25 protein-coding genes and 1 pseudogene are annotated in these 23,837 nt (G+C 73.6%); 14 read left to right on the plus strand and 12 right to left on the minus strand.

The features are described 5' to 3' along the window. Positions 1-81: 81 nt before the first annotated feature. Together MM438_RS00075 and MM438_RS00080 are read left to right on the plus strand one after the other, a co-directional pair. The gene (locus tag MM438_RS00075; RefSeq protein ID WP_241449215.1) at positions 82-420 is read left to right on the plus strand and encodes a nucleotide pyrophosphohydrolase; all 339 of its coding nucleotides are present in this window, start codon (positions 82-84) and stop codon (positions 418-420) included. Positions 421-510: 90 nt separating this feature from the next. Next, entirely contained in the window at positions 511-1,098 is a 588-nt protein-coding gene (locus tag MM438_RS00080; RefSeq protein WP_241449216.1) for a HutD/Ves family protein, read from the plus strand. 52 nt (positions 1,099-1,150) lie between these two features. Here the strand turns inward: MM438_RS00080 and MM438_RS00085 are convergent, their stop codons facing one another. The 5 genes from MM438_RS00085 to MM438_RS00105 form a co-directional block, all read right to left on the minus strand. Further along, positions 1,151-2,719: a 3'-5' exonuclease gene (locus MM438_RS00085; RefSeq protein WP_338155482.1), complete on the minus strand. Its 1,569-nt coding sequence runs from the start codon at positions 2,717-2,719 to the stop codon at positions 1,151-1,153. A 219-nt stretch (positions 2,720-2,938) separates the two neighbouring features. Next, positions 2,939-3,898 (minus strand): aldo/keto reductase, encoded by a 960-nt coding sequence (locus MM438_RS00090; protein ID WP_241449217.1) that lies wholly within the window; start codon positions 3,896-3,898, stop codon positions 2,939-2,941. Further along, complete coding sequence (locus MM438_RS16545; RefSeq protein WP_241449218.1) at positions 3,895-4,641, minus strand: cupin domain-containing protein; 747 nt, start codon at positions 4,639-4,641, stop codon at positions 3,895-3,897. Before MM438_RS16545 ends, MM438_RS00090 begins: the two co-directional genes overlap by 4 nt. Positions 4,642-4,834: 193 nt before the next feature. Next, complete coding sequence (locus MM438_RS00100) at positions 4,835-5,320, minus strand: GNAT family N-acetyltransferase (RefSeq protein WP_241449219.1); 486 nt, start codon at positions 5,318-5,320, stop codon at positions 4,835-4,837. Positions 5,321-5,382: 62 nt separating this feature from the next. After that, positions 5,383-5,793, minus strand: coding sequence for a mycothiol transferase (locus MM438_RS00105; RefSeq protein WP_241449220.1), 411 nt, complete (start codon positions 5,791-5,793; stop codon positions 5,383-5,385). 277 nt (positions 5,794-6,070) lie between these two features. Here MM438_RS00105 and MM438_RS00110 point away from each other — a divergent pair, with 277 nt between their 5' ends. Further along, complete coding sequence (locus MM438_RS00110) at positions 6,071-6,643, plus strand: CHAP domain-containing protein (RefSeq protein WP_241449221.1); 573 nt, start codon at positions 6,071-6,073, stop codon at positions 6,641-6,643. 80 nt (positions 6,644-6,723) lie between these two features. Here MM438_RS00110 and MM438_RS00115 read toward each other — a convergent pair whose 3' ends face one another. Then, entirely contained in the window at positions 6,724-8,157 is a 1,434-nt protein-coding gene (locus tag MM438_RS00115) for an MFS transporter (RefSeq protein WP_241449222.1), read from the minus strand. Between the two features lie 62 nt (positions 8,158-8,219). On the opposite strand from MM438_RS00115, the gene MM438_RS00120 reads away from it, so the two are divergent. Beyond that, positions 8,220-8,843: a TetR/AcrR family transcriptional regulator gene (locus MM438_RS00120; RefSeq protein ID WP_241449223.1), complete on the plus strand. Its 624-nt coding sequence runs from the start codon at positions 8,220-8,222 to the stop codon at positions 8,841-8,843. A gap of 33 nt (positions 8,844-8,876) precedes the next feature. Here MM438_RS00120 and MM438_RS00125 read toward each other — a convergent pair whose 3' ends face one another. Together MM438_RS00125 and MM438_RS00130 are read right to left on the minus strand one after the other, a co-directional pair. After that, on the minus strand, positions 8,877-9,875 hold the full coding sequence (locus MM438_RS00125; RefSeq protein WP_241449224.1) for a hypothetical protein: 999 nt from the start codon (positions 9,873-9,875) through the stop codon (positions 8,877-8,879). Between the two features lie 146 nt (positions 9,876-10,021). Then, entirely contained in the window at positions 10,022-10,627 is a 606-nt protein-coding gene (locus MM438_RS00130; protein WP_241449225.1) for a VOC family protein, read from the minus strand. A gap of 158 nt (positions 10,628-10,785) precedes the next feature. On the opposite strand from MM438_RS00130, the gene MM438_RS00135 reads away from it, so the two are divergent. The 5 genes and pseudogenes from MM438_RS00135 (at position 10,786) to MM438_RS00150 (ending at position 13,257) form a co-directional block, all read left to right on the plus strand. Then, positions 10,786-11,181, plus strand: coding sequence for a hypothetical protein (locus tag MM438_RS00135; RefSeq protein WP_241449226.1), 396 nt, complete (start codon positions 10,786-10,788; stop codon positions 11,179-11,181). A 62-nt stretch (positions 11,182-11,243) separates the two neighbouring features. Next, positions 11,244-11,624 carry a hypothetical protein gene (locus MM438_RS00140; protein ID WP_241449227.1) on the plus strand — a complete coding sequence of 127 codons (381 nt, stop codon included), beginning with the start codon at positions 11,244-11,246 and terminating at the stop codon, positions 11,622-11,624. A 235-nt stretch (positions 11,625-11,859) separates the two neighbouring features. Next, positions 11,860-12,483: pseudogene (locus MM438_RS16875) on the plus strand (GNAT family N-acetyltransferase); the annotation flags it as partial. 31 nt (positions 12,484-12,514) lie between these two features. Continuing rightward, entirely contained in the window at positions 12,515-12,850 is a 336-nt protein-coding gene (locus tag MM438_RS00145) for a sterol carrier protein domain-containing protein (protein WP_241449228.1), read from the plus strand. Positions 12,851-13,110: 260 nt separating this feature from the next. After that, complete coding sequence (locus MM438_RS00150; RefSeq protein ID WP_241449229.1) at positions 13,111-13,257, plus strand: hypothetical protein; 147 nt, start codon at positions 13,111-13,113, stop codon at positions 13,255-13,257. 82 nt (positions 13,258-13,339) lie between these two features. Here MM438_RS00150 and MM438_RS00155 read toward each other — a convergent pair whose 3' ends face one another. Continuing rightward, positions 13,340-14,218, minus strand: a complete 879-nt coding sequence (locus tag MM438_RS00155; RefSeq protein WP_241449230.1) for an alpha/beta hydrolase — start codon at positions 14,216-14,218, stop codon at positions 13,340-13,342. Between the two features lie 70 nt (positions 14,219-14,288). Between MM438_RS00155 and MM438_RS16550 the strand changes: the two genes are divergently transcribed. Then, positions 14,289-15,863 carry a diguanylate cyclase domain-containing protein gene (locus tag MM438_RS16550; protein ID WP_241449231.1) on the plus strand — a complete coding sequence of 525 codons (1,575 nt, stop codon included), beginning with the start codon at positions 14,289-14,291 and terminating at the stop codon, positions 15,861-15,863. A gap of 41 nt (positions 15,864-15,904) precedes the next feature. Here MM438_RS16550 and MM438_RS00165 read toward each other — a convergent pair whose 3' ends face one another. After that, positions 15,905-16,552 carry an NUDIX hydrolase gene (locus MM438_RS00165; RefSeq protein WP_241449232.1) on the minus strand — a complete coding sequence of 216 codons (648 nt, stop codon included), beginning with the start codon at positions 16,550-16,552 and terminating at the stop codon, positions 15,905-15,907. Between the two features lie 159 nt (positions 16,553-16,711). Here MM438_RS00165 and MM438_RS00170 point away from each other — a divergent pair, with 159 nt between their 5' ends. Beyond that, positions 16,712-17,350 (plus strand): TetR/AcrR family transcriptional regulator, encoded by a 639-nt coding sequence (locus MM438_RS00170; protein ID WP_241449233.1) that lies wholly within the window; start codon positions 16,712-16,714, stop codon positions 17,348-17,350. A 61-nt stretch (positions 17,351-17,411) separates the two neighbouring features. On the opposite strand, the gene MM438_RS00175 is transcribed toward MM438_RS00170, so the two are convergent. After that, complete coding sequence (locus MM438_RS00175; protein ID WP_241449234.1) at positions 17,412-19,031, minus strand: GMC oxidoreductase; 1,620 nt, start codon at positions 19,029-19,031, stop codon at positions 17,412-17,414. 245 nt (positions 19,032-19,276) lie between these two features. On the opposite strand from MM438_RS00175, the gene MM438_RS00180 reads away from it, so the two are divergent. The 3 genes from MM438_RS00180 (at position 19,277) to MM438_RS00190 (ending at position 22,994) form a co-directional block, all read left to right on the plus strand. After that, positions 19,277-19,924 carry a TetR/AcrR family transcriptional regulator gene (locus MM438_RS00180; protein WP_241449235.1) on the plus strand — a complete coding sequence of 216 codons (648 nt, stop codon included), beginning with the start codon at positions 19,277-19,279 and terminating at the stop codon, positions 19,922-19,924. 38 nt (positions 19,925-19,962) lie between these two features. Further along, the gene (locus MM438_RS00185; RefSeq protein ID WP_241449236.1) at positions 19,963-22,491 is read left to right on the plus strand and encodes an MMPL family transporter; all 2,529 of its coding nucleotides are present in this window, start codon (positions 19,963-19,965) and stop codon (positions 22,489-22,491) included. Between the two features lie 116 nt (positions 22,492-22,607). Continuing rightward, positions 22,608-22,994, plus strand: a complete 387-nt coding sequence (locus MM438_RS00190) for a DoxX family membrane protein (RefSeq protein ID WP_241449237.1) — start codon at positions 22,608-22,610, stop codon at positions 22,992-22,994. A gap of 60 nt (positions 22,995-23,054) precedes the next feature. Here the strand turns inward: MM438_RS00190 and MM438_RS00195 are convergent, their stop codons facing one another. Further along, complete coding sequence (locus MM438_RS00195) at positions 23,055-23,426, minus strand: hypothetical protein (RefSeq protein WP_241449238.1); 372 nt, start codon at positions 23,424-23,426, stop codon at positions 23,055-23,057. Between the last annotated feature and the right edge of the window lie 411 nt (positions 23,427-23,837).

The following is a 23,837-nucleotide window of genomic DNA, read 5'->3' on the forward strand; positions in this document are numbered from 1 at the left end:
CCGTTTCGTATGGTGAACCTGGCCAGCCTACGGAGGCGACGTTCCTTGGCGCCTGCGGGCTCGCGGTGGCACGCTCGTCCCATGGACTCTCGGCCTACGCTCGACGATCTCGCCGCGCGGGCCGCCGCGTTCACCGTGGCTCGCGACTGGACGCAGTTCCACGATCCGAAGTCGCTGATCCTCGCGCTCACGGGTGAGGTCGGCGAGCTCGCGGAGCTGTTCCAGTGGGCGCCGGTGTCAGGTGACTCCGTGTCGCGGGCGCGGGCCGGCCAGGAGATGGCGGACGTGCTGATCTATCTGCTCCACCTGGCGAACGCGCTCGGGATCGACCTGGGTGAGGCCGTCGTCGCCAAGATGGACGACAACGACGCCCGCTTCGCGGTGGAAGAGGTGTCCGGCACCGCGCCGCTCAAGAGCTGAGGAACGAACCGGCCCCTCAGACGCCGCGGGTCTCGCGGTGTGCGGATCCCTGGTGCTCGGCGTACGGGGTGCTTCGGGCATGCTGGCGGCATGACCTTCACCGTGCTGCGCCGCGAGGACCATGCCGAGATGCCCTGGCTCAACGGCGGGGGCCGCACGCTCGAGGTCGCCCGCGCGCCGCGCACCGGCGACTTCGACTGGCGCGTCAGCTTCGCGCACGTCGACCGGTCCGGACCCTTCTCGGCCTATCCGGGCGTGGATCGGGTGATCACGCTGGTCGAGGGGCCCGGGATGCGGCTGACGATCCGGCCGCAGGTAGGTCCAGGGAGCGCCGGCTCGGGCAGCGTCGTCCACGAGCTCGCGCCGTACGAGCCCTGTGCCTTCGCGGGCGAGGACGAGATCGACTGCCAGGTCACGCAGCCCACCGTCGACCTCAACCTGATGACTCGTCGGGACCGCTGCCGGGGGACGGTCACCACGCACCGGATCGCCGGCGGCCGAATGGAGGTCGACCCCGCCGGAGCGACGCTCGTCGCGATCCTCGCCGGTCGACTGCGCGCCGAGTCGGGCTCGACGGCAGCACATGTCGCCCCGCTGGACGTGCTCACCGACCTCACGGCCACGGTGACCCTCTCCGGTGGCGGCGTGGCGGCGCTGATCCAGGTGACCCCGGGCTGACCGCACGGCATACGGCCAGGGCAGTGCGCGTCGGCCGAGGGCGCACGGAGACTCAGCCCGCCACCTCACCGGACGCGAGCTCCGGGCACCGGGGGCGGTAGTGGCCGGGCTGTCGGCAGTAGCCGCACCGCCGGACCTTGCGCTCGGCGGGCGCAGGGGCGACGACCGGCGCCGCAGGCCCGGCCGGCTCGCTGGCCCGGGTGTCGTCGAGGGACGGCGACGGCGACGAGGGGGTGAGATCGGCGAAGTACCCCGTCGCTCCCAGCGCGTCGGCCGCGCGGGTCAGGGCGCGCAGCTCGTCCCGGGTCAGGACGTCGTCCTCGAAGGCGGCCTCGCGCAGCCCCTCCAGGAAGCGTTCGTTCAGCGCTCGCACCTGACCGGCACCGAGCCCGCCCTGGCCGGCGATGCGAGCCAGGAGCTTCGCCTCCTCGCCCACGATCCTGCCGTCCTCCATCGCGGCGCTGAGAGCGTCGAGATACCGCGCGGCGACGTCGTCCGTGATGTCGTTGGCGGTCAGCGGGAGCCGGTCCAGGAGCGTGCTCATCCACCCGACCTCGCCCTTGCGCAGCGTCGCTGCCCGGGTGACCACCCGGGTCGACCCGCCGCCCGAGGGCGTGTGCACGTAAGGGTCGAACGGGAAGGTCAACGTCTCCCCGTGGCGGTCGAGCATGATGGGCAGGAGCCGGGCGACGGTGCGGACGTCACCCAGCGCGCTGTGCGCGTCGACGGCGGCGCAGCCGTAGTGCCGTCCGAGGGTGCCCAGCTTGTGGTTGGGGGTGTCGAGGGTCCGTCGGCTCAGCCACAACGAGCACAGGGCCGGCGCCCGAAGCCCGGCATACCCGGCGCGCGCCAGCTCGGCCCGCAGGAACCGCTCGTCGAAGGACGCGTTGTGCGCCACGACGACCGCCCCCTCCAGCCTGGCCAGCAGCTCGTCCGCGATCTCCTCGAAGGTCGGTGCCCCGGCGACCGCCTCGTCGGTGATGTGGTGGATGAACACCGGCCCGGTGTCCCGTCGCGGATTGACGAGGGTGGCCCACTCGTCCTCGATCCGCCCGGTGGCGTCGACCCGGGCCACCGCTACCTCGATGACCCGGTCGTCCTGGTCCGCGGCGAACCCGGTCGTCTCCACGTCGACGATCGCGAACGGGCCGCTGTGCTCGCGCGGCCCACCGTGCTCGGCATAACCGAACTCGATGCCGGGGGCGCCGCGGCGAAACCGGGGCCGTGACGTGCGCGGCGGGAGCGGAGGCTCCACCCGGCGCACCCTGGCCGGAGCCGGAGCCGGAGCCGGAGCCGGTATGACGGGCGTCCGCCCGGGGGCCGGTGCCGCCGACGGGCGAGGGCTCGGTGTCGGCTGCGCAGGTGTCGGCTGCGCAGCCGACCGCGGCGTGGATGGCGTCGGCGCAGGCCCGACCGTGCCGCGGCGCACCGGCTCTCCCCGGTGCCGGTTCAACCACCGCAGGCACAGGGCGGCGAGGCAGAGCGGGCCCGCCGCGACCACCAGCCCGAAGACTGCCGCCCCGACCTCCCCGTCGCGCAGCAGCAGGACTCCCACCAGGAGGAAGAGCAGCCCCACCACGCCCCCGATCACCACGCCCACCCACATCAGCGCGCGCTTCACCACGAACCTCCCCCAGCCATGCCGGGCCTCGTGCACCCGGCGGTCCTTCGAGCCTAGGCAGGGGGGCCGGTCGCCGCGCGGGTCTGGCTCGATCTGCTCTGCTCCAGGCCCTGCGGGCAGGAGGAAGGCCACCGTCGAGCAGCGGGCGACCCCACCGGTATGCCGTCCGGCGGGGTCGCCCGCTGCCGTGATCCGGCATACGCCCTGGGGAGACCTCGGTCAGCGATCGATCATCTGCTGCATGTGGTCGGGATAGCGCAGCGGGTCGACCTGGCAGTCCGCGGAGACCCGGTCGAGCTCGGCGAGGTCGGCCGGGGTGAGGCTGACGTCGGCGGCGTGCGCGTTCTCGGTGGCGCGCTCGGGCTTGCTCGTGCCGGGGATCGGCGCGGCACCTGGCAGCCGCCCGATGATCCATGCCAGCGCCACCTGGCCCGGCGTGCACCCGTGCCGCTCGGCCACCGCGGCGACGGCGTCGACGAGAGCTTGGTGCCGGGCGAGGGTCTCGTCGTTGAACCGCGGGAACATCGAGATGTGCTGCCCCGCGACGTCGGCGGCGGTCCGGATGGTGCCGGTGAGGAAGCCCTTGCCGAGCGGGCTGAAGGGCACCAGCCCGATGCCGAGCTCGTCGAGGACGGGCAGGATCTCGGCCTCGGGCTCGCGCCACCACAGGGAGTACTCCGACTGCAGCGCCGTCACCGGCTGGACCGCGTGGGCGCGCCGGATCGTGTCCACGCCGACCTCGGACAGGCCGAAGTGGGCGACCTTGCCGGCGGCGATCAGTTCCCGGACGGCGCCGGCGGTCTCCTCGATGGGCACCTGCGGGTCGAGGCGGTGCTGGTAGAGCAGGTCGATCTGCTCGATGCCCAGCCGCTGCAGCGACCCGTCGACGACCTCCTTGACGTGCTCGGGGCGCGAGTTCAGGCCCTCCTGGCCGTTGTTGACGTTGAAGCCGAACTTCGTGGCGATCTGGACCGTCTCGCGCACCCCGCGCAGCTCGGCGCCCACGAGCCGCTCGTTCTCGTGCGCGCCATACACCTCCGCGGTGTCGAAGAGGGTCACGCCCGCGTCCAGCGCCGCGCGGATCACCCCATGGGCCTGGTCGGCGGTGGTCAGGCTCATGCAGCCCAGACCGATGGCGGAGACGTGCAGGCCGGAGCGTCCGAGCTCGCGCTGCTTCACCGGGACTCCTCGTCGGTGGGGGCGTGGAGCGCGGCATAGGCCTCGTCGGAGACGGGCTCCAGCCACTCGTTGCGCACGTCCTCGCCCGGCGTGATGAAAGCGACGTGGGAGAACCACGACTCGGCCTTGGCGCCGTGCCAGTGCCGGGTGCCCGCGGGCACGCGGAAGGTCGTGCCGGGTGTGAGGCTCACCGGCTCCTCGCCGTCGAGCTGCACCCACCCGCTCCCGGCCGTGCACATCAGGATCTGGTCGCCGCCGCCGGCCGTCCCGTGGTGGATGTGCCAGGTGTTGCGGTACCCCGGCTCGAAGGTCACGTTGCTGACCGGCACCGGGCCGTCGGTGAGCGGCGCCAGATAGCTCTGGCCCGAGAAGTACTGCGCGTAGGCGTCGTTCGGCTCGCCGAGCGGGAACATCTGGTCGAGCTGGGTCTCCGTCATACCTCGCACGCTAGTCCTGCGGGACGGCTCCGGCACCCGGTGCGAGGGGACCGGCGATCCCGCCCCCGCGATCCTCTGCGGCTTCGTGGTGGCCGCGGCGGCCAGGCCCTCGTGGACATGGTCCTCGGCGACGGCGTCCGGTATGGCGATCAGCATCGTCCAGTCCCACGAGTCCTTGTCCCGCGCGGTGAAGCTCGCCGGGTTGGCGCTGGCCCACAGCCCCTCCAGCGGCCCGACGACGATCTCGACGCCGGTGGCCCTCGCGAGGGCACGGATGGCGTATGCCGAGGTGTAGAGCGACTCCACGGCACGGGGGTGGTCGCGCCGGAGGTGTGCTGGGGTCGCCGTGGCCGTCGATCGCGACATACCGGATCGCGGGGACGTCCACCTCGACGAATCGCCCGGTGGGCGGCTGGTAGAGGTCCTCGAGGTCGATCTTGACGACGAGTCCTCTCGCGGGTGGGATCTCGGCAGCGTCGGGGCGGCGCGGTCGGTGGGCTCAGAGGCGGGGCTCGTAGGAGCAGAGCCCGGCGTCCGCCCCGACCTGGGTGAAGCCCGCCCGCTCCAGGGTGCGCCGGGACGCCACGTCCTCGGGATCGGTGTCCGCGAGCACCCGCGAGAGTCCTTGGCGCCGGGCCAGATCCACGAGTGCGGTGGCCGCCTCCGCGGCATACCCCTGACCGCGGGCGGACGGCACCAGGCCGTAGCCGATCTCCGCGACGCCGTCGACCGGTCGACCCTTGAACCCGCAGGCCCCGACGGCGAGTCCGTCCGCGGCGCGCACGATCAGGTAGAGGCCGAAGGGCTGCTGCTCGCCGCTCTCCTGGGTGGCCCGCAGGTGCATGCGGGCGCCCACGACGTCCCCCTCGAAGGGGAAGTCCGAGGCCCAGCGGTCGCTCGCGTCGGGCCGGCGGGCGACGATGCGCTGCGCCTGGGCGACGTCGACGGGGCGCAGCAGCAGGCGGGGCGTGCTCAGGTCGGTCATGGCTGTCATGCGACCACGGCTGTCCCTAGGCGGCAACAGGTTTGGAGGGCGTAGCCCGGCCGTCAGTCGCCGGTGGTGCCGTCCAGGTGCTCCCGCAGCAGGTCCAGGTGACCCGCGTGGCGCGCGTGCTCCTCGATGAGATGGGTGAGGATCCACCGCAACTCGTGCGGCGTCTCGTCCTCGCCCGGCTCCTCGCCGGGGTCGGGGCTGCCCGCGATGCGGCTGAGGGTGGCGCAGGAGTCCGCGGTGGCATAGGCCTGGCGGGCGGCCTCGCATGCCTCGTCGAACCACGCCAGCAGCCGCGGCCCGCTGTCGGCCCTGACGTCCCACTCCCAGTCCGGGTCGGTGCCGCGCCGGGAGGACCAGGGCTCGCCGACGGCGTCATACGGCTGACCGAGGAAGGCCGTGAGCATGGTGCGATCGTCGGCCGCGGAGGAAAGGGTTGGCAGCGCGGTGGACGGCTCGGTGGTCACCGTATCTCCTGAGGTTCGCAGCGCGGACACGTCGATCCTGTCAGCCGCGGCGGACCCCGGCCACCGCACGCTGCGGACCTGGGGCACAGCGCGTCTCGCCCCGCCACGCCCGCCCGCGCCGTGCCTGCGCTCGCAGCTCAAGAACTGCACGTCGTGGACGCGAGGACGTGCACGCGGTCAGTTGCGAGCGTGGAGGAGGGCGCGGCGGGTGGGTGGCCGGCGACGCGACCGTGAGGCGCCCGCGAGGGGTGGCGGCGCGCCGGATAGGGTCGCCCGCATGACTCACGTCGGGCGCCGCGACCTGCTCGCCCTGACCGCCGGTGCGCTTGTCCTGGGCGGGTGCTCGCGCCTGCCCGGCGTCCACCCGGCCGCCCCGACGCCGCCGCCGTTCCCGGACCTCTCGCACGCCGCCCTCTCGCCGCACCAGCGCAAGGTCCTCGACGTCCTGCGCGCCGAGTACGCCGCACAGCCCCCGCCCTCGCGCTACACACCGGTCCAGGGCGAGCCGTGGTGCTCGGACTTCGTCAGCTGGGTGGAGCGGGCGAGCGGCGCCCCGTTGCGCAACCCCAACGGCGGCGGCTGGCGCATCCCCGGCACCATGACGCTGCTCGACCACCTGCGGGACACGCGCGCCTGGCACCCCGCGGCGAGCGGTTACGTGCCGGTGGCGGGTGACATCGCGATCTACGACCACGGCGGGTCGTTCGACCAGCACACCAACTACGTCCTCGGTCTCGCCGACGGCGTGCTCACGACGATCGGGGGCAACGAGGAGGGCCGCAGCATCCGCCTGTCCAGCCATCCCTTCGACGGGCGGCTCGTGTGCCTCGGCTTCGGCCATCGCGGCTGAGGTCGGACCAGGCCGTATGCCGGGAGACCCCGTCCGCGGCCGACGGTGGGCGGGGTCTGTCGCCATACCGGAGCCGTGGCTCAGACGGTCATCGCGTCCTCGGCGGTGATCTCGCCGCGCAGGCTCGGCAGGAGCAGCCCGAGCAGGGCGACGGCGGCCATCAGCCCCGCGGCCGCGAGGAACCCGCGGTGGAAGCCCTCGACCACCGCCCCGGCCGGGTCGTGCGGCGCCCGCGCGGAGGCCTCCTGGCCGCGCGCCACCGCGATCGACGCGAGGGACGCGACGCCCAGCGCGCCGCCCACCTGCTGGAGGGTGCCCATCACCGCGGACACCTCGCCTGCGGCCGCGGCTGCGACCCTGCGGGTGAGCACCACGGCGAGCGGCAGCATCGCCAGGCCGACGCCGACGCCGAGGCACAGCAGCGCCGGAAGCTGTTGCGCCGCATAGCTCCCGCCCGCCTGCAACCGGGTGCACAGCAGGAAGCCGGCAGCCCCGAGCAGGCCGCCCGAGACGACCATGACACGGGCTCCCAGGCGGGGAAGCAGCTGCGTGGAGGCGCCCGCGACGAGCACGAGCGTGATGCTCCAGGGGATCCAGTGCAGCCCGGTCTGCCAGGGGGTGAAGCCCTGGACGACCTGCATGTACTGCGTCAGGAAGAAGAACAACGCGAACAACGCCCCCGAGAGCAGCGCCGTCGCCGACGCCGCCACCGAGAAGTCCCGCCGCGCAAAGATGCTCAGGTCGACCAGGGGCTGCGGGGCTCGTCGCTCCAGCGCCCCGAAGGCGCCGAGCAGCACCGCGGCCGCGCCCAGGCCGAGCAGGGTCGCCGGGTCGGTCCAGCTGCGGTGGATGGTGCCGAGCACGGTCCAGGTCAGCAGGGTCAGGCCGGCGGTCGCGGTGAGCGCGCCGGGGACGTCGAGGGCGCGCAGCGCGTGCCGGGGCTGGGCGGGCAGGTGGGCGGCGAGCACGCCGAGCACCATGACGACCCCGACGGGCACGTTGACGAGGAAGACCCACCGCCAGCCGGCCCGGTCGGTGACGATCCCGCCGACGAGCACGCCGAGCACCCCGCTCACGCCTTGCAGCCCGCTCCACAGCCCCATGACCTGGCGCCGGGCGGTCGGCTCGGTGAAGGTGTGCAGCACGATCGCCAGGGCTGAGGGGGTGAGGGCGGCGGCGCCCAGGCCCTGGGCGGCGCGGGCAGCCACGAGGGTCGAGTCGTCCTGGGCCAGACCGGAGCACAGGCTCGCGAGGGTGAAGACCGCGACGCCGGTGAGGAACACGGCGCGACGTCCGAGCAGGTCGGCGAGCCGTCCGCAGAGCAGCATGCAGCCGCCGAAGGCCAGCATGTAGGCATCGACGACCCATGCGAGACCGCCTGGGGTGAAACCCAGCTCGCGGCCGAGGGAGGGGAGGGCGACGTTCACCACGGTGTCGTCGAGGATCACCATGAACTGGGTCAGGGCCATCGTCGCCAGGACGAGGGCGGGTCGGGTGGTGTCCTGGGAGGGCATGCGCCGCTCGCTTTCTACGAGTGTAGAAGTTCTACGAACGTAGAAAGAGTACCCTCGGGGCCGTGAGTGACGACACCCGGGTGCGCATCCTCGACGCGGCGCTCGCCCTGCTGGCCGAGGAGGGCCTGCAGGCGCTGTCCCACCGGGCCGTGGAGAAGCGCGCCGAGGTCTCCCACGGCTCGACGACGTACCACTTCAAGACCCGCGACGCGCTCATCGAGGCGATGCTCGCCCGGCTCGTCGACATCGAGCGCGGCGACCTGGAGCAGGCCGTCGCGGCCTGCACCGAACGTCTGGCCGAGGGCGGCGGCAGCGGCGACCCCGACCTGCACGCGGTGATGGCGAGCATGGTGACGGGCCTCACGAGCCGGCAGGACCTGACGTTGGCCCGGTTCGAGCTCTTCCTGTATGCCGCGAGACGGCCTCACCTGCAGTCGGTCGTCGCGGACTGGCGGCAGACCTATGTCGACCTGGGCGCCGCGGTGCTCGCGGCCGAGGGTGCCACGGCCCCGGCGGCGGGTAGCCGGCTGCTCGCCGCGGTCCTGGACGGCCTGCAGCTGCACCAGCTCTCGGCGCCGCACCAGGACGTCGAGCAGCTCGCGGTGCGGTGGTACGCCCTGACCCTCGACGCCGCCCTGCGCCTGGACCCACCGGCGGCGCAGGACCGACGAGCGGTGCAGGACTGACCGTCGACCGGGTCCCTGCCGACCTGGCTGCCATCAGTCGCGACGGTTCTCCGGGGAGGGCTCTGACGTCTCGGTCGGGCTGGGACGCGGCGACGTGGTGGAGGTGGGACGGGGCGTCGTCGTCGGCGTGACGCGAGGCTTGGGGACCCACGGCGGGAGGGGAACGGGTGTGCTCGGCCGCGCGGTGGGGGCGGGCGCCGGTGCGGGGCGCGGCGGTGCGGGGGGCCTCGGCCTAGGAGGCGCGGGCGGCGCCGGCGGACGGGCAGTGGGCCGCGCCGGCGGGTCGGGCACGTCCGCCGGGTGGGGCGCCTCGGTGGTCCGCCGCGAGTGGGTCGGGGTGGGGCGAGCCGTCGTGGTCGACGGCGTCTGCGTCGGGTCGGTGGTCTCCGGGTCGGTGGTCTCCGGGTCGACCGGATCGCTCGGATCGGTTGGATCGCTCGGGCTCGGCGGCACCGCCGGTGTGGAGGCTTCGTCGCCGTGGGTGGGCGTGGTGGCCGGCTCCTCGGCCAGGTCTGCGGGCGCCTTGGCATAGGTGATGGCCGTCGTCGGGGCGCCGTCGCTGAGCACGACCTGGGCCAACCCGGCGCCGCCGAGGGCCAGGAGCATGCACGTGGGCACGATGACCTTGACGGTCGTGGGGATCCGGGACCACAGGCTGCGCCGAGACCTGGGCTCCGCGGCCACGCTCGCTGGGTCGGCGTCGGGGGCTTCACCCGGCGGGAAGTGGTCCACGGTCGGGAAGGCGTCGGGGAAGGACTCGCTGAAGGACTCTGGGAGGGGGTCCGCGAAGGACTCGCTGAAGGAGGCCGGGAGGGCCTCTGTCAAGGACTCGTCGAAGGAGGCCGGGAGGGGGTCTGCGAAGGACTCGTCGAAGGAGGCCGGGAGGGCCTCTGTCAAGGACTCGTCGAAGTCCCAGTGGTCGTCGGCAGGATCGGGGTGGTCGTGCGGGGCGTCCGGCGGCGGTATGCCGTCGGAGCGCTCGTCCTCGGGCCGGATCGGCCGGCCGCTCATCGAGACGGGATCCGAGTTCACGAGCCACCTCCCACTGGATGGGCGAGGACCTCAGGGCGAGGTCACGCACACCCTAGGGGACCACGATCAGATCCTTTGCTCCGGGGTAGCCGAAATCCGCCCGGCTGCCCTCTGGTCGGGCTGGCGGGCTTCTGGGGGCTGGACGCTCAGGCCTGGGCGACCGCCAGCACGTGACCGTCCAGGTCGAGCGCATAGCCGACGTGCTCGCCCCAGGTGCGCTCGGACAGCGGGGACAGCAGCCGGCCACCGGCGACCTCGATGCGCCGCAGCACCGTCCCGGCGTCCGCCCGCCGCAGGGAGAGCTCGCACCGCGGTCCCCTCCCCGCGGTGACACCGGGCAGCAGCTCGGGCAGGTCTGCGACGGGCATCAGGCCGAGCGTCGCCCCGCCGAGGTCGAACTCGGTCATGCCGGGCACGTCGAGGGACGGCTCCCGGTCGAGCACCTGGGCATAGAAGTCGGTGGCCCGGCGCTGGCTCTCGACATACAGGACGATCGTGGTCGCGGTCCGCGCCCGGGAGCCGGGGGGCCGCAGCCGCGCCATGACCTCCTCGCCGCGAGCGCTCTTGAGTCGCAACGACGTCCACGTCCCGTCGTCGTTGAAGGCGAGCCCGAGCGCCTGCGCCGCGCGGCGGGCGACCGATCCGGTGGGCAGCGAGGACCGAGCCATGCGCACACTATGGCGCACCACCGACGGGCGCCGTGCCGCGGGGCCCGTGCGGGGTGCGACGACGGCGAAGTCCTCGTGGCTCATGGCATCCAGCTCACCGTCGTGGCACGCCCGGCATCATGGCGCCGGCCGGTCGGTGCACGGTCGTGCCAGCCCCACGGCGTGCGCGGTACGGCGGCCTGGCGGCACAGGCCTCCCTGGACCGCGACCAGCCGTCGGGGGCGGGGTCCTAGGCTGGCGTCATGAACGTCTCTGCACCGCGGGCGACGGCCGTCGGTCACGCGATCACCCTGCTCGCCGGCGTCGCCGGGATCGTCGTCGGGCTGCTCGGCCGGTCGACCGTGGGTGGGTGGGGCCTCGCGCTGGTAGGGCTGCTGGTGTTCAACGGGCTGTCGGCCGCGAGCTTCCTGGTCTGGCAGACCCGGATCGAGCGCACCCCCGGACCCGCCGAGGCGCGTTCGGCGCTGTCGACCACCGCCCTCTCCTTGGTGTTCCTCGCCCAGCTGCTGGGTCGCGCCTGGCCCGAGCACGAGTCGTGGTCCATGGTGCTGGTGCTCGTCGGCCTCTGCACCATGGTCTGCGCGTTCTGGCTGGGGTCCAGGGGCCGGTCCGAGAGCGCTGACCGGATCGCCCGGTGACAGCCGTGGGGTGAGGAGTCCTTCGTCGAGCGTGAAGGCAGCGGGCTCGGGATCCTGGTCCTATGCCGCGTCTGGACGTCCGCCCCGAGCTGATCACCATCAGGCTGGCCCTGCTCGACCGGATCGTCGCCCTGCGGGGCGACGTCCGGGTCCGCCGGGACGCCATCCACGCCGTCGAGGCGGTGGCCGACGCCATGCGCGTCGCCGAGGACCAGGTGGGTCGGCGCCGCCTCGACCAGGCCCGGCCGCTCGGGCCGCTCGGGCTGCCCCCGGTCGGCATCCCGGGCCTCCTGCTGGCGGGTGACGTCGGCGGGGAGACCTTCGCGGTCACCTATCGCGGTATGCCGGGGGTCGTCCTGCAGACGCGGGACCCACGCTTCCGCCGGATCGTGCTGAGCCTCGTCGATCCGGACCGGGCCGTGGCCCAGCTCGCCGCATCCTGACCGGGTCGGCGCCGCCTCGGCATACGAATCCGTCAGATCAGGGGATCTGGTGACCCGCCGCCCGTGCCGGCGTCCGGGATCGGGTGCGGCTGCACCCGGAGTCCCACGTGCACGATCCTGGGAGGCAGGAATCCGGTTGCAGCGCCTCGCTCCTCGCCGCTGCACTGGACCCATGACCGTCGAGGGGAGGACCCCGCGCCGGGACGAGCTCCCGGACTGCTACCGCTGCCTGCCGATGGCCACCGGCCCGCCGCACTGGGAGCCGGCGCCCGCGGCCTGGCACGGCGGCCCCGAGCCGTGGCCACCGCCCGCCACCCCTTGGACCCGGGAGCAGCTCGAGGAGCGCGCCGACCAGGACGCCGCGGACGAGACCTTCCACCCCGTCGGGGCGTTCGAGGGCGGGCGGTGCGTGGGCGCCTCGGCGATGCTGACCTTCGAGATCACCGTGCCGGGCGGACGGCAGCTGCCGATGGGCGGCGTCACCTCGACCGGCGTCCTCGCGACCCACCGGCGTCGCGGGCACCTGCGCCGGATGATGCAGCGGATGTTCGACGAGGCGCCCGACCCCGGCCGCTGGGCCCACCTCACCGACACCCCGCAGGGCACCGAGGGCACCCCGCGCCACCTGGTGCACCGCGCCGCCGACGGCGTCGTGGACGGGATCGCGGGCTGTCGGCAGCCGTGGGCCGCCCGCGCCGAGGACGCCGGCACCGTCGTCGTCGAGGCCTTCGAGACCCTCACGCCCGAGGCGACCCGCGCACTGTGGGGCCTGCTCCTCGACGTCGACCTGTCGGCCCGCGTCGTCGCCCACACCCGCCCTCGCGACGAGCCTCTGCGCTGGCTGCTCGCCAACCCCCGCGCCCTGCGCATCACCGCCAGAGCGACAACCTGTGGGCCCGGCTGCTCGACGTCCCCGCGCGCTCGAGGGGCGGGGGTATGCCGTCGCGGACTCCCTCGTCGTCGAGATCGCCGAGGCCCCTATGTGCCCCGCGAACGTCGGCCGCTGGCGCCTGGACGCCCACCCCGACGGCGCGAGCTGCACGCGCACCGAGGGCGCCCCCGACGTGGTGGCCACGATCCCCGGGCTGAGCGCCCTCTGCCTGGGCGGTATGTCGGTCCACCACCTCGGCCAGGCGGGGCTGCTCACCGCAGCACCCGAGGCCCTCGGCCGGCTGGGACGCCTGCTGGCCCACGACCCCGAGCCGCACAACTCGTTCGCCTTCTGAGCGATGCCGCTCATGGCGACTCGCCGCATGTCGCAGCAGGTTTCACGTGAAACCTCGTCCTCGGCAGCCGTGCCGGGCCAGCCGGCCTCTCGAGGTCGACGCGCACGGCACGGCGGGTCTCGCGAAGCGCGTCGGACCTGAGAGCGACCTGAGTGGCAGGTCACGCTCCGGCCACACGACGTGTCCGGACCGGACACCCGGGTAGGAATGCCGCAAGCCCGCCTCGACCCCCCCGGGGCGGACGTCGAAAGGAGCTCCTCATGGTCGGCCTCGGCCTCCTCCTCCTGGTCCTCGGTCTGCTCGTCCCCTCCCTGAAGGTCCTGGTCAACGTCGGTCTGATCCTCATCGTGGTGGGTCTGATCCTCAACCTGGTCCCGATCGGCGGTTCGCGTCGACGGGTCTGGTGACCCTGGCGCACCGACGCGCCAACCCCGCCCGCCCGGGACCTCGCCCAGGTCCCGGGCGGACCTGTGTGCCGGGGATGGTGGCTCACCGCCCCCGCAGGAAGTCCGCGACCATCGCGATGTAGCCCGGCCGGTCCGCGAAGTAGGCCCCGCAGTGGCCCACCCCCTCCACCACGCGCACCCGGGACCCCGGCCCGGCGGCCGCCGCAAGCCGGTGCGAGTGCTCGACCGGGATCACCCCGTCCTCGGTCCCGTGGACGATCAGCAGCGGACGCGGCGCGATCTCCCCCACCACCTCCACCGGCTCCACCTCGTCGAACGCATAGCCGTAGCGCAGCCGGGTCACCCGGTCGACCAGCTCGACGAGCGGCACCGGAGGCAGGCGCAGCGACCGGGCCGCGGCACTGATCACCCCGTGCAGGTCCGCGAACGGCGAGTCCGCCACCACCCGCCGGACCCGCGGGTCGCGGGCCGCCACCAGGATCGAGACGGCCGCCCCCATCGAGAAGCCCACGACGTCGATCTCGGCGTCCGGGCGCCGTGTCGCGGCCAGGTCGATCGCCGCCTCCAGGTCCCGCTGCTCGTAGTGCGCCAGCGACTGCGGGCCGTCGGCGGAGGCGCCGTTGCCGCGGAAGTCGAACAGCAGCACCGACCAGCCCGCCCGCCACAGACCGGGTCCGATGCCGAGCATGTCGGCCTTGCTGCCGCGGTGGCCGTGGCACACGACCGCGACCCGGTCCGAGCCCGGCCGGTCCAGCCACCAGGCCGCCAGGCGGGTCCCGTCGCAGGCGTGGAAGGTGACGTCCTCGGCCGGCACGCCCACCTCGAAGGGCGAGAAGCCGAGGTCCATCGCCGGCCGCTGCGGCCCGCTGATCCGTCGGGCGGCGGCGAGCGCGCCGATGCCCACGCCGACCGTCAACGCCGTCACCGTGCCCGCGAGGGCCGTCATACCCCGTCTGACCATGGCATGAATGGTATGAGGGGACCGGGGCGACGGTGAGGCATCGGGACGGATCGCGCTTACCCTGAGCAGCGTGCCTGCCATCGTGACCCCCGACTCCGCCGTCTCCGACCAGCCTCGATTCACCTGGCCTATGGAGCCGCCGACCATCGAGGACCGCGCGTGGTCGATCCGCTACGCCGACCCCGCCGAGCTGCCGCGGCTCGTGGCCACGATGACGCCCGGGCCGCGCCGCTCGGTGCTGGAGGCCTTCATCGCCTGGCGCGAGCAGCGGCTCGACGAGGCGCTGACGATCACCGGCGACCTGATCGAGCGCGGCACGCTGGATCCCTTGTGGGCGCCGAAGGTCTACGGCATCCAGGCCGCCGTCCTCGGCGAGCTCGGCCTCACCGAGGCATCGCTGACCACCCAGCTCGACGAGCTGGTCGAGGCCCGGCGCAGCGGGGACCCCGTGGCGCTCGCCTCGATCACGCACGACCTGGGCGTGACCTACCAGTTCAGCGATCCGAAGCGGGCCCAGGAGCAGTTTCTCGAGGCGATCCGGCTGGCTCGGGGCTTTCGGCGGGCGCCGGCTCACATCGCTCGCGAGTCCTACGGGATCGAGGCCCTCGCGATCGTCAACCTGTACGACCTCGCCGAGACCTACGACAGCATCGAGCTGCCGGTCATGTGTCCCACGCTGGACGACGCCCAGGTGCTGGCCGAGCGGGCGTGGCCCGAGCTCGCCCACGCGATCCGGGCCCTGAGGGCTCGCCCGCTCGTCGAGCAGGGTCGGCTGGCGGAGGCCCGCGCCCTCGTCCCTGCCGACCTGGACCCCGCCTCGATGCGGGACGTGGCCAACGCGGTCCTCGTCGCGGAGGTCCAGGCGCTCCTCCTGGAGCAGGAGGGGTGCGACCAGGAGGCCCTGACGCTCCTGGAGCGCGCCCTGGAGGTCGTTCCTCCGCTCTATCGCAGCGACCTGCTGCGCACGCTGGTGACGATCCACGAGCAGCGCGGACGGTATGCCGAGGCGCTGCGCGCCTCCAAGGAGGCCACCACCTGCCTGCTGGCCCTGCACGCCGAGGAGTCCCGGACCGCCGTCCGGGCCCTGGAGGTCTGGCACCGCACCCGCCGGGCCGAGGAGGACGCCCGCATCGCGCAGGAGATGGCCGACCTCTTCCGCGAGCGCAGCCGCCAGGACGTGCTCACCGGCCTGGCGACCCGGCAGCACCTGCTCGACCTGCTGGCCCAGCTCGGCGACGGGGCCGGGCACCAGGTGGCGCTGCTGGACATCGACTCCTTCCACGAGATCAACGAGACCGGTGGCCGCGGCGTCGGCGATGCCGTCCTGCGCGACGTCGCCGCGCAGCTGCGGGAGATCTGCCGTGCCGGGGACACGGTGGCGCGCTTCGGGGACGACGAGTTCGTGGTCGTGCGCCCCGCGGGCTCGCCGGGCCTGCTGGTGGAGGACCTCGGGCCGCTCCTGCGCCGACCCGCCGCCGGCCAGGTCCCGGCACTCACCACGAGCATCGGCGTCGTGCGGACCGGGGAGCAGGGCTTCTTCGTCGCCCTCGACCAGGCCGACCAGCTGACCTACGCGGCGCGACGCGACGGCGGGGCGTGCCTGCGGCACGCGGACCCGAAGGCGCCCCGCGTCTGCGCCGGCTGAGTCCGCGCTCCGGGACCGGCCCCGGCCTGTCGAGTCCTGGCCTAGCGAGTCCTGGCCCGGTGCACCCGGGCCAGGGTCAGGGCCGCGAGGCTGATCCCGTCCCGCAGCTCCCCGCGGGCGACGAGCTCGTCCAGCTGGGTCCGGGTGAACCACCGGGTGGCCTCCACCTCGGGCTCGTCCTCGTCCGGGTCGCCGTCCCGGGTCAGCTCGGCCAGGACCACGGCGACCGAGCCGCCGAAGACGCCCGTGTCGGGATAGACCTCGCCCAGGTCGGCCGCCACCGACGCCCGGGAGCCGGTCTCCTCGGCGAGCTCGCGCAGCGCCGAGGCTGCGGGCGACGCGTCGTCGGGGTCGACCATCCCGCGCGGGAGCTCCCACAGCCGCACCCCCGGTGCGGGGCGGTCCTGGAGCACGAGGAGCACCCGGTCCTGGGACTCGGCGTCCGCGTCGCCCGCGCCCGCAGGCCCGTCGCCCGTGCGCCCGTCGCGGCGCACGCAGACGCACACCGCCCCGGCCAGGCGGCGCTCCTCGTCCCCGAGCACGAGGCGCAGGTTGGGGCGGGTCCACCCGTCGGTCTCCCGCTCGGCCACCTGCACCTGCCAGCCGCCGTGCCGCTCGTCGGCCCACAGCGGCTGCCAGTCCAGGGGCTCGCAGGTCGGGGCGGCTCGCCGCCAGTCGTCGTCGCTCACGAGGGCAATCACACCAGACGCGCGCCCTCCGGCGGGGATGCGGGCGCAGCATGACGGCATACGGCCTCCTCTCGCCACCCCCGATCGGGCGGGGTCGGGGCGCACCGACGGGGGAGTAGGTTGTGGTGGCCACGGCCGGGGTCGACGAGAGGAGTGCCTGTGAGCGCGGCGACGACCACCGCAGCAGAGGAGGCGCGCCAGGGCGGGGCCCGCGCGGACAAGGCGCAGCGGCGACGCGACGAGCTCGCGGACGCCGCGCTGGAGACCCTCGCCCGCCTCGGCTACGCCCGCACCTCGCTGCGCGAGATCGCCCACCAGAGCGACCTGTCCCACGGCGTCGTCCACTACTACTTCGCCGACAAGCACGAGCTGATCGCCTACTGCGTGGGGCGCTACAAGCGCACCTGCGTGCGCCGGTACGACGAGCTCGTCGCGTCCGCCGCGACCTGCGCGGAGGTGCGCGACGGGATGGCCGCCGAGTGCCGCCGCACCATGGCCGAGGAGTGCACGATGCACCGGTTGTGGTACGACCTGCGCGCCCAGTCGATGTACGAACCCTCCCTGCGCGAGGTGGTGCACGGCGTCGAGGACGAGCTGCTGGAGATGATGCGGCACGTGACGCAGCGGTATGCCGACCTCGCCGGGGTCCCCGCGCCGCCGCCGCTGCTGGTCTACGCCGCCTTCGACGGGTTGTTCGAGCACTGCCTGGTGGCGCACTACCTCGGCGACGAGACGGCCGCGGAGACCCTGGAGCAGGGCCTGCGCGCCCTCTTCGACCAGGTGGCCCCCGCTTCCTGAGCGGGCCGGACCCGGGCGCTGCGACGCAGGCGGCGCCGCGGGCGGGGCCCGGCACGGCGGCTCAGGCGCTCGCGTCCCGGACGGCGCCCTCGGCGATCATCTCGGCGACGGCCGTGATGGTCAGGTAGGGATTGACACCCACGACGCCGGGCAGGAGGGAGCCGTCCACGACATACACCCCCTCGTGGCCGCGGAGCCGACCACCCGCGTCGGTCGCCTGCCCCAGCAGCACTCCACCCAAGGGGTGATAGGTGAAGCCGTCGCTGAAGGCCTTGCCCGTGCCGAACAGGTCCACGCGGTAGCTCGTGCCGGCGGCGCGGTTGATCGCGTCCAGGACCCGCTCGGTGGCCGCCACCGACGGGGCGGCATGCTCGGGCGACCAGTCCAGCGTGAGCCGGTCGCGTGCCGGGTCCCAGCCGAAGGACCCCCGCCTCGGGTTGTCCGTGATCGCCAGGTAGAGGCTCACCCAGGTCTCGATGCCCGCCGGCAGCGGAGCGATCTCGGCGAAGACGCGGTCCGCGCGGGCGGCGCCGGTCCAGGCGTCGATGCCGTGGACCGGGATCGTGGACTGCTTCATGCCGGTCGGGCTGGTGACGTGGTTGGCGCGGCCGACCATGATGTTGCCGTTCGGTCCCCAGCCCTGCCCGACGGCGTCCGGCAGGTCGGCGAGGGTCCCGTGCGCCTGCGAGCGCAGCAGCAGCTCGGTGGTGCCGACGCTGCCGCCGGCGAGGTAGACCCGCTTCGCCGCGACGGTGCCGGCGGGACGCATGGTGCCGTCCGGCCCGACCGACTCGATCGTCACGGTCCACCCACCCTGAGGGCGGCGCGCGAGCGTGGTGGCCCGCACGAGGGTGCGGATCGTGAGCCGTCCGGAGGCCCGGGCCAGCCTGAGGTAGGACTTCGTCAGGTCTCGCTTGCCGTGGTTGTTGCCGAAGATCACCTCCTGCGCGGTCGCGGAGGCAGGCGCCCTCCCCTCCGCCTCGGCCTGGAGGTGATCGGGGTCGTAGAGCGACGGCACCTCCACGACCGGGAAACCGGCCTTCTCCGCGGAGGCGCGGCCCACCCGTGAGAACTGGTAGTACGGCGACTCGGCGACGAAGGCTGCGTCGTGCGAGCGGACCCCGAGCGTCTGCTGGGCGCGCGGGAGGTATGTCGAGTAGAACGCGTCGGGGTTCACGTCCGGCATCCGCTCCTCGACCAGCGACCGGGGCGGGGCCACCGCCATCGCGCCGTTGACGAGCGAGCCCCCGCCGACGCCGCGCCCGGCATACACGCTCATCGAGGCGAAGTCGATGCGGTCCAGCACGCCGGGTCCGCGGGGGATGACCTTGTCGATCGGGACGCCGAGGAAGGTGGCGAGCGGCATCACCGTGCGGTCGCGGAACCACATGGACCGCTCGTCGGGCTCGGTCATCTTCGTGAAGACCTTGCCGTCCTTGCCGGGGGTGGACCAGTCCTGGCCCATCTCGAGCATCAGGACCTGGTGGCCGGCGGCGGTGAGGCGGTGACCGAGGACCGCGCCGCCGTAGCCGGACCCGACGATCAGGTGGTCGACGACGTCGTCGTCGTCGGTGCGAAGGCGCGGTGCGGCCGAGGCGGCCGGCGCGGTGAGGGACAGCGCGGAGGCGGTGAGGATCCCGCCGAGGACGGTGCGACGGCTCGGGGCCGGTGGCTGAGTCATGGGGAGAAACTAGCTGCGATCAGACAATTGCGCTGTGTGACAACGGTTTTGATGAACTCCAGGTCGCAACGGGGTGGTCGGCGGGCAGCATCGGGCGCGAGCGGGCGGGGTGGCTGCCAGGTGGTGGCGGGTGCGGGAGCGCGGGGTGAGCGGCTCGTCCTTGCAGGTCTGCTGGCCGGCGCCGCGGCAGCCCGAATCTCCTGGAAGTTTTGGTGCACTCAGTGCAAGAGAGCTAGTCTGGCGACGTGCAGACCCGACGTGACCTCGCCAAGCTCGAGACCCGCGCGGCCCTCGTCGAGGCCGCCGTCGAGCTGCTCCGCGAGGAGGGCCTCGCGGCGCTGTCCGCCGATGCCATCGCGGCGCGGGCCGGGGTGTCGCGCCGGACCTTCTTCAACTACTTCCCCACCACCGACGCGGTCCTCGCCGTCCCCTCGATCGACTTCCTGGGGGCGGCCCTCGCGGCCTTCCGCGCCCGGCCCGTCGACGAGCCGCTGATCGACTCGTTGTCCGCGGCCCTCAGCGCCCCCGACATGGACCTCGTCGAGCGGTTCGCGACCGTCGTCCGCTCCTGCTGCGCCGACGCCACCGCCGACCGCGTCGAGCGTGAGGTCTGGGGGCAGGCCGAGGCCGAGGTCGCCTCGGTCCTCGCCGGGCGCCTGGGTGCCGAACCCGACTCCCTGCGGCTGCAGGTGCTGTCCGCCTGCGTCCTCGCCACGGGCCGGGCTGCGCTCCTCGCCTGGGTGGCGGCCGTGCCGGCCTCCGCCGCGCCCGACGCCGGCGCCGCCGACACCACCACGCCTGACTCCACCGTCACCGTCTCCACCCACCTGCGGGAGCACCTGGTCGCTGCCTTCGGCTACCTCGACCAGGGCCTCAGCGGGGCCCCCGCCTGACCCCACCCGGCCACCTCGACCTGCTGGAGCACCTACCTATGGCCTCCCTGCTCTATCGCCTCGGACTCTTCTCGGCCCGCAAGCCCTGGGCCGTGATCCTCGCGTGGCTCCTCCTGCTCGGCGGGGCCGGCGGTGCTGCCGCCGCGCTGCACCAGCCGCTGAGCACCCAGATGTCCGTCCCCGGACTGCAGTTCGAGCGCACCCTCGAGCGGCTCAAGAAGGAGCTTCCCGCCGCGTCCGGTGGCGTCGGGACCGTGGTCTTCCAGTCTCGGACCGGCACCTTCACCCCCGCCCAGAAGGCTGCCGTCGCCGCGGCCATCAGAGAGTGGAAGGCCCAGCCGGCCGTCGCCGGGGCGCTCGACCCCTTCGTCCTGCAGGCCCAGCTCGACGGCAGCAGCAGCAAGCTCGCCGCCGGCCAGCGCCAGCTCGACGCCAACCAGGCCAAGATCGACGCCGGTGCGGCCAAGATCACCGCCGGCCGTCAGCAGCTCGCCGCCAAGCAGTCCCAGCTGCGCGCCGCCGCCACGGCGGGGTTGATCAAGCCGGCGCAGGCCGCGGCATACCAGAAGCAGGTCGACGCCGGTGCCGCCCAGCTCGCGGCCGCCGACCGCCAGCTCGCCGACGGGCGCGCCAAGCTCGCGGCGGGCAAGGCGCAGCTGCAGCTCGGCAAGCGGGAGGCCGACCTGGCCAAGGGCACCCGCTTCGTGTCCCAGGACGGCACCACGGCGATGACGCAGGTGCGCTTCACGAGCGAGACCAACGCGGTCGCGCCCGAGGAGCGTCGCAAGGTCGTCGCCGCCAAGGACCAGCTCGCGGCCGCGGGGGTCACCGCCCACTTCGGCAAGGAGCTCACCGACGACGTGTCGAGCATCGCCGGCCCTGGCGAGGTCCTCGGCATCGTCGTCGCCGGCCTGGTGCTGCTCGTCATGCTCGGCACCCTCGTCGCGGCCGGGCTGCCCCTGCTCATGGCGCTCATCGGGGTGGCCGTCGCGATCAGCGTGGTGATGGCGGTCAGCAAGTTCACCGTCCTCACCTCGACCACGCCCACCCTCGGGCTGATGATCGGCATCGCCGTCGGGATCGACTACGCGCTGTTCATCGTCAACCGGCACCGCCAGCAGCTCAAGGCCGGCATGGACCGCACCGAGTCGATCGCCCTGGCCATCGGCACGGCGGGCAACGCGGTCGGGTTCGCCGGCACCACGGTCTTCATCGCGCTGGCCGCCCTGGCGGTGACCGGGATCGGCTTCCTGGCGACCATGGGCTTCGCGGCTGCCGGGTCCGTCCTGTGCGCCGTGCTCGTCAACCTCACCCTGCTCCCCGCGCTGGTCTCCCTCGCCGGGCACCGGATCATGCCCGGGCGGGTATGGCGCAAGCACGGCTTCGACGACCGTGGCCGCCCGAACCAGGCCGAGCACCGCCCTGACGAGGAGCACCTCGACCGGGGCTGGGGTGCGGCCGTCACCCGCCGGCCCGTGCTGGCGATCCTCGCGAGCCTCGTGCTGGTGGCGCTGCTCGGCTTCCCCGCGGCGGGGCTGCGCCTCGGGCTGCCGGACGGTGGCAGCGAGCCCGAGTCGTCGACGGCCTACCAGGCCTACTCCACGATCGAGAAGAAGTTCGGTGCGGGGGCCAACGGCCCGGTCATCGCCGTCGCCTCGCTGCCCGCGGGCCTGTCCGCGACCGACGCGAAGCGCAAGCAGCTCGACGTGGGCGAGCGCCTCGCCGCGGTGGCCGGGCTCGACCGGGTGCTGCCCGCCGGACTGTCGGAGGACCGCCGCACCGCGGTCTACCAGGCCATCCCGCACGGCGGCCCGGCCGACGCCGAGACGGTGCGCACGGTCAAGCAGATCCGCGAGGAGGCGCCCACCATCAAGGAGCGCACCGGCGCCGACGTGGAGATCACCGGCGCCACCGTCGCCAACATCGACATCTCCGCCAAGCTCGCCTCGGCGCTGCCGATCTACCTGGTGATCGTGGTCGGGCTCTCGCTCGTGCTGCTGCTCATGGTCTTCCGCTCCCTGGTGGTGCCGTTCATCGCGACCGGCGGCTTCCTGCTCTCGCTGGTCGCGGCCTTCGGCGGCGTGGTGGGGGTCTACCAGAACGGCGTGCTCGGGCCGGTCTTCGCGGTGCACCGGCCGTCCGCGGTCCTGAGCTTCCTGCCGATCCTGCTGATCGGCGTCCTCTTCGGCCTGGCGATGGACTACCAGATGTTCCTCGTGTCCGGGATGCGCGAGGCGCACGTGCACGGGCAGGACGCCCGCACCGCGGTCCGCAGCGGCTTCAGCCACGCGGCGGCGGTGGTCACGGCGGCGGCGATCATCATGGTGTCGGTGTTCGCGGGCTTCATCTTCGCCCACCTGACGATGATCCGGCCGATCGGCTTCGGGCTTGCGCTGGGCGTGCTGATCGACGCCTTCGTGGTCCGGATGACGCTGACCCCGGCCGTGATGCACCTGCTCGGCGAGCGTGCCTGGTATCTCCCGCGCTGGCTGGACCGGATCGTCCCCGACGTCGACGTCGAGGGCGTGAAGCTCGTCGACAAGGTGGCCAACCACCCCCACGCCTGAGACCTACCACCGGTCGTCGGATCCGCCTGCTCTCGCCGCCCAGGCGGATCCGACCGCCCCCGGTAGGTTGGGGTGGCACAGCCCGATCCGGTCCCCCCCCCACGGAAGGCCCCCTCATGCCCCACCCCGTCACGATGGTCGCCCGCGCCTGCCTCGGTGCTCTCTTCGTCGGAGGCGGTCTGAACCAGCTGACCGGCGACCCGACCTATCCCGCCGCGCTGGTCGACCAGGCCAAGGAGCGTTACGGCCTGCCCCAGCTGCCTTCCTCCCGAGACCTGGTGCGGCTCAACGGCGCCCTGATGACCGCGGGTGGCGCGGCCCTCGCCCTCGGTGTCGTGCCCCGCCGCGCGGCCCTGCTGCTCGCGGGCCTGCTGCAGCCGACCAACGTCGTCGGTCACGCCTTCTGGACCATGGACGACCCGGGCAAGGCCTTCGCCGAGCGCAACCACTTCATGAGCAACGTCGCCGTCACCGGCGGACTGCTCCTCGCCGCCCGGGACTGACCGGCGCGATCGGCGGCGATCCGGGCGTATGCCGAGCCTGGTCCGGGCGCGTCCGCAGGCTCAGTCGAGCAGCGCCCGGATCGTCCGGGTCCACTCCTCGACCGTGCCGTCGGTCTGCCAGGTGCTGTGTCGCAGCAGCACGCCGTCCATGTAGGACCCCACCACCCTGGCCCGCCGCTCGGGGTCCGGGACGCCCAGCTCCCCGAACCAGCCGACGAGGTCGCGCTCGTTGCGCAGCTGGCGGGGCGAGATGTCCACCCCCGCCATCCCCAGGGCGATGGCGGCCCGGCATGCCACGGCGAGGGGGCCGTCCACACCCATTCGGATGAACTTGGCGAGGTGCTCCGCTGCCTGGTCGAGCCCGGCGAAGGCTGCCTCCACCCCGATCTCCTGGGAGGCCCGCTGGTCCTCGGCGGAGATCTCCTCAAGCACCGCGGCCTCGAGCGACTGCCGGTCGGGAAGTAGTTCGCGGTGCTGCCCAAGGGAATTCCCACCCGCCGGTCCACCGCGCGATGGGTTAGCGCGCGAGCGCCGCCCTCGGCCAGCAGCTCCAGGGCGGCCTCCAGCACCTGGGCGCGTCGGTCGGTCACGACCCTCAGTATGCCGAGAAATACCCATTGTCATGGCATGACAACAGGTGTTGTAATCTCCGTCAGAGGCCGCCCGCTCCCGGGGGCCGGGCGCGCGAGGGGGACGCGCCCGACCCCGGGGCGGGCGGCTCCTCTGCGCCCGGACCGCTGTCACCAGCTCGTCGGCACTCCCACTCCCTGCGTGGCTCGCCCCCTCCGCGAACCCGCACCCGGAGTCCGCTCGCCCGAGGCTGCGATCCGCAGGGACGGACGA

It is taken from the genome of Arsenicicoccus dermatophilus (genome assembly GCF_022568795.1).
GTDB lineage: Bacteria > Actinomycetota > Actinomycetes > Actinomycetales > Dermatophilaceae > Arsenicicoccus > Arsenicicoccus dermatophilus.